The sequence below is a fragment of the Agrobacterium sp. rho-8.1 genome (assembly GCF_033957725.1).
Lineage (GTDB): Bacteria > Pseudomonadota > Alphaproteobacteria > Rhizobiales > Rhizobiaceae > Agrobacterium.
In genome coordinates this window covers 1,200,294-1,212,623 of the sequence record NZ_CP192789.1, presented here as the reverse complement: position 1 = coordinate 1,212,623, position 12,330 = coordinate 1,200,294, and the positions used below count along the sequence as shown (strand labels likewise).

The window sequence follows — 12,330 nt, the reverse complement described above, 5'->3', positions numbered from 1 at the left end:
CAAACTTGCCGCTTCGGCCACGACCTTACAATAGACTTTCAAACACAAATCTTGCACTATCCGACCATACACAAAGGGACAACAGCATGACGCGTTCCGTTGAAGACCATCTATACGGTGAGGATCCAGCTCAGCAGGTGGATTTTCGCTTTCATTGCGAAACGCTGTTTTCCCGTAGCAGCCTTCACAGGTTCGAGATCGGACTTCACAGGCATGAGGGGTTTCTGCAAATCCTCTTTATCTCAGGTGGGGAAGGCGATGCTGTGCTGAAGGGTGAGGTGGAAGTCATCACGCCACCAGCCGTGATCGTGGTTCCGCCCGGCTTCCAGCATGGCTTCCGGTTCTCGCCAGATATCAAAGGCATTATCGTCACCATCATACCATCCGCTCTGCCTGCCCCGGCGCAAGCACTTTGGCGTCGGTATTTCAAAGACCCAACGTCAATGAATTTGGAAGGCCACGCAGCGCTCGATGATGTGCGTTCATGTTGCGAAACGATTTTCCGTGAATATTCGAATGGCGGATTGGCGTCGAATGCGCTCATCGAAGGTCAAATCGTCTCGTTAACAGTCTATCTTACCCGGATATCGCAACAAACATTTCGCGAGGCCGGACTGGATGACAATGGCGCTCGCTTCGACCGCTTGCTGGATTTGGTCGCCCGTCATATCCGCGAACAGAAGCGCACAGCGTTCTACGCCGAGCAACTGGGCATATCGCAAACGCATCTCAACCGCCTTGTGAGACAGCAATCCGGCATCAGCCTCCAGCGCCTGATTGCGCAAAAACAGATCGATATTGCCAAGCAGGAACTGCTGTTCACGGTGTCAACTGTACAGATGGTGGCACGTGGCTTGGGGTTTGACGATCCAGCCTATTTCTCACGTTTTTTTGTGCGCGAAACAGGAATGAACCCTCGCGCTTGGCGCGTCGCAGAACAGCAGAGACTGTCAATCTCCCAGAGATCGGGCGATCAGACCAACATTCTTGCCAGCTCTTCCTGAACCTTCAGAAGCGAAGGCAGATAATTCTCTACCACTTCCGCCATCGATGCCACAGATGCAGGAAGGCCGACATTGAGCGCTGCAACTGTCTTTCCATGCACGTTTTTCAGCGGTACCGCGATAGAGCGGAGCCCGACCTCAACCTCCTGATCGATGAGCGCATAGCCTCGTGCCCTTGTTACGTCGAGTTCAACCATCAACATCTCGATGTCCGTGATGGTTTTTTTCGTTCTCGCCTCAAGCCTAATCGATGCGAGATGTTTTCGTCTGTCATCAGTGCTCATGGCAGCAAGAAGAACCCGCCCCATTGACGTGCAATAGGCCGGAAGACGTGAGCCTGGCATCAGCGCGATGGACATGACCCGTCGCTGGGCAGCGCGTGCGACATAGACGATATCTGTTTCATCAAGAATGGAAACCGATGTGCTCTGGCCGATCTGCTCGGAGAGATGATCCAGCAAAGGCTGGACGATACGCGGTAGCGGCATGGTGGCAAGGCACCCTGTACCCAGGCGCAGGACCTTGGGCGTCACAGTGAAAAACTTGCCGTCATAGGCCGCGTAACCGAGCTGCGCCAACGTTAAAAGACAACGTCTTGCGGTGGCCCGATCAAGGCCGGCAATCTCGGCCGCTTGAGAGATCGAGAGACGCGGGTGTTCGGCACTGAAGGCTTCGATGATGCTGAGGCCTTTGGCAAGCCCACCCATCATGTCTCTGTCACTTGTTACCATCCACCCGCCATTCCGTGCGATAATCGAACAAATATGATATATCGCACAAAATGGTTGCGGTCGAGATGCATTCGGATTTAGCTGTCAGCAGTTGGACGAGATCCGGGAGGTCGACATATGGACAAGACGATCAGCAGCGCTGCAGATGCGGTCAGCGCGATTGGTGATGGCGCCGTCGTCATGATTGGCGGCTTTGGCGGTTCTGGCGCGCCCATTGAACTCATCCATGCCCTGATCGACAAGGGTCCTAAGAACCTGACCGTGATCAACAACAATGCAGGAAACGGGCGCATCGGCATTGCCGCCATGATCGATGCTGGGATGGTCGCCAAGATGATCTGCTCATTTCCCCGATCATCGGACCCACGTGCCTTTACGGACCGATATCTGGCAGGACAGATAGAACTCGAACTGGTTCCACAGGGAACGCTGGCCGAGCGCATTCGTGCAGGCGGCGCAGGCATCCCGGCTTTTTATACTCCGACCGCTTATGGGACAGAGCTTGCGCAGGGCAAGCCGATTGCCGAATTCGATGGACGCCATTATGTGCAGGAGCGATGGTTGAAGGCGGATTTCGCCATCGTCAAGGCTCACCTGGGCGATACGCACGGCAACCTGACCTACAACAAGGCGGGCCGCAACTTCAATCCTCTGATGTGCATGGCAGCAGCGACGACCATTGCGCAGGTTTCCAGGATCGTGCCGATAGGCAGCATTGATCCCGAGCAGGTGGTGACACCGGGGATTTTTGTGGACGGGGTCGTCCAGATCGAACATCCGCAACAAGAAGAAGAACTGATCCGCGCAGGAGTGGCCTACGCATGACCGACGACACGCACGCTCTCAACACGTTCGAAGACATCAAGCTTTCCAATGCCCAGATCGCCTGGCGCGCGGCGCAGGACATCCAAGATGGCGCCTACGTCAATCTCGGCATCGGTTTTCCCGAAATGGTCGCCCGCTATCAGCCCCCCGGACGCGAAGCGATCTTCCACACCGAAAACGGTATTCTGAATTTCGGGGAAGCGCCTCCGGAAGGCGAAGAGGACTGGGACCTGATCAATGCCGGCAAGAAGGCCGTGACGCTGAAGCAGGGCGCCGCCTTCTTTCACCACGCCGACAGTTTCGCCATGGTACGCGGCGGACATCTGGATGTTGCCATTCTGGGTGCCTATCAAGTGGCGCAGAATGGTGATCTGGCCAACTGGCGCGTCGGCTCCAAAGGCGTTCCGGCCGTTGGCGGGGCAATGGATCTGGTGCATGGCGCAAAGCAGGTTTTTGTCATTACCGAGCATGTCACGAAGAAGGGCGAACCAAAGCTCGTCGAAACATGCGCGTTTCCGCTGACAGGCGTTGGCTGCATTACCCGCATCTACACCAGTCACGCCGTCGTCGATGTTGTCGATGGTCGATTCGTTTTGCGAGAAAAGCTGGCAGGTATGACGATTGACGATCTGCAGGCCATGACCGGCGCCAAACTCCATATTGATGGGGATGTGGCCGATCTTGCCGCGCCCGAACTGTGAGGCACGCCATGAGCGACGTTTTTATCTGTGACTATATCCGCACCCCGATCGGCCGCTTCGGCGGTGCTCTGTCTTCCGTTCGCGCCGATGACCTGGGCGCCATTCCGTTGAAGGCTCTTATCGAGCGCAATCCGACGGTTGACTGGGAGGCCGTTGATGATGTGGTATTCGGCTGCGCCAACCAGGCGGGTGAAGACAATCGTAATGTGGCGCGCATGTCATCCTTGCTCGCAGGATTGCCGGTGTCGGTCACTGGCACGACCATCAACCGTCTGTGTGGCTCCGGCATGGATGCGGTGATCACCGCTGCGCGCGCCATCAAATCGGGCGAGGCAGAACTGATGATTGCCGGTGGCGTGGAAAGCATGAGCCGCGCGCCATTCGTGATGCCGAAAGCAGAATCCGCCTTTTCGCGCAACGCTGAAATCTACGACACGACGATTGGATGGCGCTTCGTCAATCCGGCAATGAAGTCGATGTATGGTGTCGATTCCATGCCGGAGACCGGCGACAATGTCGGCATCGACTATCATGTTTCGCGGGAGAGCCAGGATGCTTTCGCGGTTCGCAGCCAGCAAAAAGCATCGCAGGCGCAGGCGAACGGACGCTTGGCAAAAGAGATCACCCCGGTCAGCATTCCCCAACGGAAGGGCGATCCTGTCATCGTTGGCAAGGATGAGCACCCCCGCGAGACGAGCCTTGAGGCGCTGGCAAAATTGAAGCCAATCAATCGCATGGACGGTGCCACCGTCACCGCGGGTAATGCTTCAGGCGTCAACGACGGCGCTGCAGCCCTGATCATCGCCTCGGAGGCGGCGGTCAAGAAATATGGCCTTACACCCCTCGCCCGCATCCGCGGCGGAGCAACGGCTGGCGTCCCTCCTCGCGTGATGGGCATCGGTCCGGCACCGGCGTCTCAAAAACTTCTGTCACGGCTCGGCTGGACGCAAGACATGCTGGATGTCATCGAGCTGAACGAGGCGTTCGCGTCGCAAGGGCTGGCAACGCTACGCCAGCTTGGGCTCGCCGATGATGACCCTCGCGCCAACATCAATGGCGGCGCCATCGCGCTGGGGCATCCCCTGGGCATGAGCGGCGCGCGAATTACGGGGACGGCAGCGCTCGAGCTTTCGCTGAAGGGTAAAGACAAGGCGCTTGCCACGATGTGCATCGGCGTTGGCCAAGGCATAGCGATCGCCCTGGAAAAGGCGTAACAGCAGAAATCATTTCCACCATCACGCATGGAAGCGTGGTGGCTGCTTTATTTTATCGGCACGGGTTTTGCCAAGGCGTCTTTTAAACTTGCACTCATCGGCATGTTCAGATTGACGCCTGTAGCCGGCGTTGGCTGCTGGAACCAGCGGGCATAGATTTTCGGCATTTCCGGGCTCTTGTAGATTTCGGTCAGCGCCTGGTTGACCGCATCGGTAAACGCGTCGTCGTTCAACCGCATCATGAAACCATAGGGCTGCTCATTGCTTACGGTGTCTGATGACATGCGGTACTGCGATGGCGTTGTTGACTTGGCAATCATCATGCTCAACAAAACCTCATCCATGGAAAACGCAGACACCCTGCCGTCGCTCACCATGTCGAATGCCGACTGCAGCGATTCCACCGGCACAATCGACATGTTCAGTTTCCGCGAACGATTGATCTCGGTGATATCACTGACATTCACTGTACCGAGGGCCACGCTGACGGACCGCCCTTTCAGATCCTCCAAGGTCTTGAGTTCATTTTTTGCAAGCGAAACATAGCGCGTCACACCCAGGAAATGACTGACGGCAAAACTTGCGCTTTTTCGCCTCTCGGCTGTGTTCGTGCTGGCATTGCATTCGATGTCCATGGTGCCATCATTCAGCAGCTGTATGCGATTGCTGGGCGTGCGCGGCACAAAATCGATCTCGATTTTCGGCATTTGCAACCGCTCTCTGAGCTTTTCCGAGAGGAGCCGACACAGATCGATCGAATAACCGACAACATCACCCTGCGCCGTCATGAACGAGAACGGCGATGTCACGCCATAACCGATCCTGATTTTTCCGGACTCCTTGATGCGCTGAAGCGTGGGCATGGTAAAGTCCGCCGACGCTATACCCGCAGACAGCAGAAGAAGGATGGCGCTCTGAACAAGGCCTGCACGAAACAAAGAGCCGCACCTCATTGCAGATACTCCTTCGGGTCACCAAACGCGGACTTCAGCTCGGGGGACATTGGCAGATTGAAATTGCGACCATCAGGCGGCAGCGGTGACATGAACCATCTGTTGTAGATCTCGTCGATTTCCCCGCCGACAAAAATCGTCCGCAACGCGTCGTTAACGCTGGTGCGGAAAGGCTCGTCATTCTTGCGAAGCAAAATTCCGTAGGGCTCAGGCGGCCCGAAGGTCTCGGACGAGATCATATAGTCATAAGGCGCTTTGGAAAACGCAACATTGGCCGCAAGCAGCACCCCATCCATGACGAAAGCCGAAGCCTTGTTGTTTTCCACAAAGGAAAACCCGTCTATGTTTTGTTTGGCGAGCATAACCGAAATATTCAGCTTATCGGCGCGGTTTCGCTCCTGCAATTGCTCGATGTTGACCGTCCCCGTCGTTGACGCCACGGTATGCCCCGCCAGGTCCTTGATGTCCCTCAGATTGCTAGATTTTTTCGCGACAAACCGTGTGGCGGTGATGAAGTGGGGATAAGAAAATGCTACCTGCTCGCGCCGCTCGGCATTGTTGGTCGTTGCGCTGCATTCCAGATCGATTTTACCGGTCTTTATGAGAAGAAACCTGGTTGCGGCTGTCGCCAGGACGTAATCGATGTTGATGGTGTCGAGATTGAGCGTGGCGCGGACGTGTTCGGCAATGCGATTGCATAACTCCACGGTATAGCCAACCGCAGCACCGTCCTGGGTTCGATAGGCAAACGGCACCTCATCGGAGCGATACCCGATGGTTATCGTTTTGGTGCGGGCGATTTTATCCAGCGTTCCCTCCTCACCGGCTATGGCCGCCGGGGAACCGAATGCCGGGAACACAAGTGCTACGGAGAGAACGCTCCCGAATGCAATCTGCAAGAATTTCCTATTCACACATAAAAACTCAGGATATCGCATTCGTTACGCTCCTAGCGATGACACCTTCCGGGGATAAAAATCTTGATAGATACGCTCGATGTCCTCGATCTTGGCGGGACGTCCAAGATAATATCCCTGCCCCAGCAAAGAGCCGGCTGAGCGGACGAATTCGAGTTGGCTTTCGGTCTCGATACCTTCTGTCGTCGTTTCCAGTCCCAAAGTATTGGCGAGCTGTAACAGACTGAGGATGACTGCGCGGCTCTCCGAGCGATCTTCGATGCCCATGATGAAGCTACGGTCGATTTTTATCTTGGTAACCGGCAGCGTGAGCAGATAGCTGACACCACAATAACCGGTGCCAAAATCATCGAGGGCGATGCGTATTCCCAGCGCTCGAAGGCTTTGCAGCGTTTCCTTGCACTCCAAGGCCGAAATCTGCACGCTCTCCGTCAATTCAAGCTCCAGCCGCGAGGCAGCAAGACCATTGGCGAAGAGCGCCGACTTCACCGTCTTGATGAAGTTTCCGTGCTGCAACTGAACGGGAGAGACATTGACCGCAATCGTACATTCAGGTGGAAGTCGTCTGGCATCGGCGCAAGCGCGCTTCAGCACCCATTCACCGATCGCCACGATCTGTCCTGTCTTTTCGGCAACAGGAATGAAATCGGCCGGTGAAACCCAGCCGAGCCGTGGGTGCCACCACCGCAAAAGCGCTTCAAACCCGACAGGCTCGTTTTTCAAGACAGAGAATATCGGCTGATAATGCAGCATGAACTGGTTGTCACGCAAAGCCGCAACAATATCATGCTGCATCACATGACCGCGGTCGCCCGACATCTCCATCCCTGGCTTGAAGAAGCGAAAAATGCCCCGCCCCTCAGACTTTGATGCGTAAAGTGCGATATCCGCTTTTTTAAGCAGCTCGGAAATATCGACGTCGGACGCCGTATCGGTAGAAATCCCGATGCTTGTGCCGACAGATATTTCTTTGCCCAAAAGGTTGAAGGGTCTGGCGACCGAGCGAATAATGGCCGATGCCAACTTGCTGGCTTCGACAACGGCATTTTTGTTGACAACTTGCATAATGGCGAATTCGTCGCCGCCAAGACGAGCGGCGATATCGCCGGGACGCATCAAAAGCAGCAAGCGTTCGGCAAAAGATACCAGCAGAGCATCACCGCTTGCGTGACCCAGGCCATCATTGATCGACTTGAAGCGATCAAGGTCGAGAAGCATGATGTTGAACGCGCGAGCCTCACCGTCCGGCAAGCCCTTCATCTCTTCTATTTTTCTGCTGAACAGCGCCCGGTTCGGAAGTCCGGTCAGCGCATCATGGTGAGCAAGATGCTCCATATGTTTGGCAACATCACGCACCTGCCGCAGGTGTTCTCGTTCAACAACCGCCTCGCGCAGCGCCTCGATGGCGATAGCAAATCTGCCGATCTCGTCGTGACGATCCTGAAAAGGCGTGACAATGCGCGTGTCGTCCTGCGCGATGCGGGTCAGCGCACTGACCAGCGACGGCACCGGCTTGAACACTTTGCGCATGATGAGAGTGACAGTGATACCCGTGAGCAGAAGAATGGTGAAGAGGAGCAGTACCGAGTTGCGCAACAACCGGGTCTGGCTTTCCTGAAGAATGGAAGCTTCACCAATCGTCGTCACGACGGCACCCTGAAGCTCCCCTTTTGGGGTTACGACAGGTACATAGGCAATAAAATGTCTGGTCGCGCCAATCTGGGCAAATCCAGTGAAGAACTGACCCGGCGGCGCATCATCCGGCAAAACGAGTGCAGTTCCTCGGTTGGAGCCCAGTGCTTCGGCTGAGCTGGATAACGCCTGCCCGTCGGAAGATATCTGGAAGAGCCAGATATTGTTTTTCGTCTGCGATGCCGCAAGGTTCAGAACGTCGCCGGGATTAAAGCCCGTGTCCAAAATAGACGCATCGTCACCCAGCGGTCGTTCACTGATGATTTTGGTGATTTGTCCATCATCGGCACTATTGATCGCGACGAATGTGTAGATAGAGCGGATCGCGGACGTTGTTACCTGCGCATTCAACTCCGCCTGACGGCGCCACTGTTCCTGTGAATCCCGCTCGACCATGATCCAGCCAATGGTCGCGCCGACGACATAAGCGAGCACCACGCTCGACACGAAGAAGACTGTGATCTTCCAGAACAGGGAATGATACCAGACAAGCCGAGCCTGGTGTCCCGGCACATCGCCAACCTCCTGTTCGGCATTGTTGTCATAAACGACCATTGCGGCCTGAAACCTTTTTCCCCGAGTCCACGAACCATATTGGAATAAAGTTTAATCATGGACTTAACGAATGGGCGTAAACCGCTATTTCGCACAACCATTCCGAGATATAGACAACAAAGTCTAAAAAAACAGACACGTTTTTTAGCACCGTCAGCACGCAATGCGGGCAATTGCCTGCAACCGGACTCAGCCGCCCCTACAGCGGGAAATCCATGAGCATGAAGAGTTGGTTTGATGTCCCCCGGCAAGTTTACTGTCATTGGGGCATCGGGCCGACATATTGCGATTGCGGACGGATCAGTTTCCCCACGTGATCCTGTTCCAGAACATGCGCGGTCCATCCCGCCATGCGTCCGGCAGCGAATACATTTGTGAAACTTTCGCGCGGGAAGCCAACGGCTTCTAGAACCAGCGCCGTGTAAAATTCGACATTGGTTTCCAAGGGACGTAACGGCTTCTTTTCTGCAAGGAGTGCCAGAGCTTCTTTTTCAACGGCTTCTGCGAAGTTGATACGACGACTATCACGCCGCAATGCGCCAACGGCTTTCTTGAGCACGTCTGCCCTTGGGTCGCGAACCCGGTAGATGCGGTGGCCAAAACCCATCAACCTTTCACCGCGTGCCAGTGTGTTGACCAGCCAAGTGTGAATATTGCGCTCATGCCCGATGGCATCCAGCATATCGAGAACCGGACCCGGCGCACCACCATGGAGAGGACCTTTGAGAGCGCAGAGAGCCCCGATGACGGACGAAAACATGCCGGCTTTCGTTGATGCGATGACCCGAGCGGTAAAGGTCGAGGCGTTGAGTCCGTGGTCGGCCACCGATACCAGATAGGTATCGAGCGCCTTGACCTTTTCGGGAGACGCTTCACGTCCATGCAGCATCTGTAAAAAATCGGCGGCGTGGCTTAACCCTTCGACGGGCGCAACCGGCGCGAGGCCAGCATCTCGACGCGCGATGGCGGCCGCGAATACGGGAACCGCGGCAACAGCCATGATATGGTGGGCTTTAGGCTCTGCGTCCGAAAGAGATGATAAAAAAAGACGCAACGCCTCAACTTGCGAAAGCGTCGTTGTTGCCAGCAGAAGCGGCTCGACGAAAGCAAATGCACGAACTCGCGCGAGCGCAAGCGCCTCGCGTATGTCTGCAACATCTTGATAGACGGGCGTCAGGTCCTTCCAAAGCAAGTCAAGAACTGCCTCAAAGCTCCAGCTGGCAAGACTGTCCAGATCATACCCGCGCACGATAAGACGACCTGCCACGCCATCGATGTGACTGAGACCGGTTTGCGCTGCGACGATGTTTTCCAGACCAGGGCTCACGGTTTGCGAGACCGATGTCATTGTGGACGCGTTTTTCGACTGAGTGCTCATGATAATCCTCAAGGGTTGACTTCCCCGAGGATGATGCTTGTATCAATATAATCAATCTTGATTGAACGAATCAATATGAAGAAAATGATAGAGCGCGACCATTTCATAGATGCAGAGACGGCGTCAGGAATCCTCGGCATCAGCCGGGCAACCCTCTATGCCTATGTCAGCCGCGGCATTGTCCGCGCTACGGACGACCCGACTGATCCGCGCAGGCGGCTCTACACCGTCGAAGACGTGGAAAGGTTGAGGAAGAACAAGTCCATCGGGCGAAAGCCACGCGATGTCGCGGCAACAACATTGGATTGGGGACTACCCGTTCTATCGTCGGGCATTACGCTGATCGAGAATGGCCACCTCTTCTATCGGGGATATGACGCGGTCACGCTTGCGACGCATGCCTCTCTGGAAGAGATCGCTCGTTTGCTGTGGGCCTGCGATGATCATGATCCTTTTAGTGATGCAGAAACATGCCTTTGGGACAGCGCCCTTCTGGATCTGACAAAACATCTACCATTGACGGAGCGTTGTCAGGCGCTGCTTTCATTCGTTGATGCAGGAAGACTAACCTCATGGCAGCGCGACAATCGAAACCTATGGCCCAGTGCTGCGGCCTTGGTCCGCGCAATGACCGCGGCTGCCAGTGGCAGCCAACAAAGCGCGATGCCCGCGCATCTACACCTTGCCAACACGTGGAAGCTTGACGATGGCGGCGCAGACATCCTACGGCGGACACTTGTCCTGCTGGCCGATCATGAACTGAATGCTTCAACCTTTGCAACACGAGTCGTTGCCTCGACCGGCGCATCTCTCGGCGCGTGTCTCGACGCGGGACTTGCAGCGCTGAGCGGACCACTTCATGGCGGCATGACGAGCCTCGTCGAAATTCTGTTCGACGAAATGGAAGCCGGGGCCGATGCGAGTATTGTCCTGGAAAGACGTTTGCGCCGCGGCGATAATCTACCGGGTTTCGAACATCCGCTTTATCCGGATGGCGACCCCAGAGCCGCAGCTTTGCTTTCGCTTTTGCCTCAGAACAAAATGCTTCAGTCACTGATTTATGCCGTTGAAGAGACGACCAGTCAACGGCCAACAATCGATGTTGCACTGGTGGCCGTTCGCCGCCAACTTGACCTACCGATGGGCGCCGCGCTGGCTCTTTTCGCGGTAGGGCGGACCGTCGGCTGGATTGCGCATGCCCTCGAACAATTCCAACAGAAGAGACTGATCCGACCACGTGCGCGATATGATGGGCCTCAGCGTGATAAGTCATGACCTCTCGGCAATTGCGACGAATAGGTGTTGAAGACCATGTATTTATGACATCACAATTGGTGCTTCACTTGTCATCGCCGCAAATGACTGCAATGAAATCTGTCAGGGACTGACGTTACGGGAGCGTTTCGCATGACGACGATGACAGAGGCGAACATAAGACTTGGTGCTATTCTCGCCGAGGCTGAAAACCAGCAGTCTTCACTCAGCGCCGCGCAACTTGAGACCAAGGGTCTCGTGCCTGATACTGTCGAAACCGGTATGGCAGCGCAGGCTATAGCGGCAGCGGCCATCGGGAAAGAGGTTGGCGGCTGGAAGGTGGCGATGAATGGCGTTCGTGCTGTTGCTGCACCGCTTCTGGATCTCTTCGACACTGTCACGGATACCGCTTTTGACGTCCCCAAACCGGGGGCGGTCGGGATTGAAATCGAAATCTGTTTTGTTCTGGCAGAGGATATTCCTGCGCCGGAAGCAAACTCCGACTACTCTCGTGAAGACATTCTGGCCCGCGTCGCATCGGTGCATATGGGCGCGGAGCTTGTCAGCTACCGGATGATCGAGGAAAACAAGGCGCCGTTTGCGCTCCATCTTGCGGATCGTCTTGGCAATCATTCTTTCGTTCTCGGGCCGGAAGTCGATCACTCGATTATGGAACGACTGGCCAATCATGACGCAACATTACCTGCGCTCGTTCTGGAAAGCGGCACGGAGGTTCTGTTTGCGGCGGTGCCCAAGCACCCACAAAGCGATCCTCTGGCCCCGCTGCTGTCCTATGCCAATGCCCCGCTCGACCATCTTGGTGGACTCAAGCGCGGTCAGGTGGTGACAACAGGCAGTCTCTGCGGCCTGATCAGGCTGTCTGGACAAACATCTATCAAGGTATCCTGGGGTGACATCGGGCAGTTGGTGGTGACACTCCCGGCACGGTAATCCTGTTTCAAGCCCTGCCTGCCACCGCATACCCGTTACTTTTCAGGTGGGTCTCAGGACGATTTATCGCATTTCCGCCATAAATGAAAACGTCGTCGCTGTTACACTTCTCCGTGGAGAGGGTGTCACGGGGAGGACAGTTTCAACAGGAGATG

Annotated in this window: 11 protein-coding genes; 6 read left to right on the top strand and 5 right to left on the bottom strand. The window is 55.6% G+C overall.

Going from position 1 to position 12,330, the window contains the following annotated elements:
- Nucleotides 1-86: 86 nt before the first annotated feature.
- Complete coding sequence (locus RMR21_RS20440; protein ID WP_498671246.1) at nucleotides 87-1,004, top strand: helix-turn-helix domain-containing protein; 918 nt, start codon at nucleotides 87-89, stop codon at nucleotides 1,002-1,004.
- Here the strand turns inward: RMR21_RS20440 and RMR21_RS20435 are convergent.
- Entirely contained in the window at nucleotides 974-1,735 is a 762-nt protein-coding gene (locus RMR21_RS20435) for an IclR family transcriptional regulator (RefSeq protein ID WP_498671245.1), read from the bottom strand. The two genes, RMR21_RS20440 and RMR21_RS20435, sit on opposite strands and share 31 nt — an antisense overlap.
- Before the next feature lie 117 nt (nucleotides 1,736-1,852).
- On the opposite strand from RMR21_RS20435, the gene RMR21_RS20430 reads away from it, so the two are divergent.
- From RMR21_RS20430 to pcaF, 3 genes are read left to right on the top strand one after another with little or no spacing between them, the layout of a single operon-like run.
- Nucleotides 1,853-2,560, top strand: coding sequence for a 3-oxoacid CoA-transferase subunit A (locus tag RMR21_RS20430; RefSeq protein WP_498671244.1), 708 nt, complete (start codon nucleotides 1,853-1,855; stop codon nucleotides 2,558-2,560).
- Entirely contained in the window at nucleotides 2,557-3,261 is a 705-nt protein-coding gene (locus RMR21_RS20425; protein ID WP_174155150.1) for a CoA transferase subunit B, read from the top strand. Before RMR21_RS20430 ends, RMR21_RS20425 begins: the two co-directional genes overlap by 4 nt.
- Nucleotides 3,262-3,269: 8 nt before the next feature.
- Nucleotides 3,270-4,475, top strand: coding sequence for a 3-oxoadipyl-CoA thiolase (gene pcaF / locus RMR21_RS20420; RefSeq protein ID WP_498671243.1), 1,206 nt, complete (start codon nucleotides 3,270-3,272; stop codon nucleotides 4,473-4,475).
- Nucleotides 4,476-4,522: 47 nt separating this feature from the next.
- Here the strand turns inward: pcaF and RMR21_RS20415 are convergent, their stop codons facing one another.
- From RMR21_RS20415 to RMR21_RS20400, 4 genes are all read right to left on the bottom strand, one after another.
- Nucleotides 4,523-5,428, bottom strand: coding sequence for an amino acid ABC transporter substrate-binding protein (locus RMR21_RS20415; RefSeq protein WP_498671242.1), 906 nt, complete (start codon nucleotides 5,426-5,428; stop codon nucleotides 4,523-4,525).
- A complete protein-coding gene (locus tag RMR21_RS20410; RefSeq protein ID WP_498671241.1) occupies nucleotides 5,425-6,327 on the bottom strand; it encodes an amino acid ABC transporter substrate-binding protein in 903 nt (300 codons plus the stop codon). Before RMR21_RS20410 ends, RMR21_RS20415 begins: the two co-directional genes overlap by 4 nt.
- Nucleotides 6,328-6,369: 42 nt before the next feature.
- Nucleotides 6,370-8,592, bottom strand: a complete 2,223-nt coding sequence (locus RMR21_RS20405; protein ID WP_498671240.1) for a bifunctional diguanylate cyclase/phosphodiesterase — start codon at nucleotides 8,590-8,592, stop codon at nucleotides 6,370-6,372.
- A 259-nt stretch (nucleotides 8,593-8,851) separates the two neighbouring features.
- The gene (locus RMR21_RS20400) at nucleotides 8,852-9,970 is read right to left on the bottom strand and encodes a citrate synthase/methylcitrate synthase (protein ID WP_498671239.1); all 1,119 of its coding nucleotides are present in this window, start codon (nucleotides 9,968-9,970) and stop codon (nucleotides 8,852-8,854) included.
- Between the two features lie 75 nt (nucleotides 9,971-10,045).
- Here RMR21_RS20400 and RMR21_RS20395 point away from each other — a divergent pair, with 75 nt between their 5' ends.
- On the top strand, nucleotides 10,046-11,245 hold the full coding sequence (locus RMR21_RS20395) for a citrate/2-methylcitrate synthase (RefSeq protein WP_498671238.1): 1,200 nt from the start codon (nucleotides 10,046-10,048) through the stop codon (nucleotides 11,243-11,245).
- Nucleotides 11,246-11,377: 132 nt separating this feature from the next.
- Nucleotides 11,378-12,175, top strand: a complete 798-nt coding sequence (locus tag RMR21_RS20390) for a 2-keto-4-pentenoate hydratase (RefSeq protein ID WP_498671237.1) — start codon at nucleotides 11,378-11,380, stop codon at nucleotides 12,173-12,175.
- Nucleotides 12,176-12,330: the final 155 nt, after the last annotated feature.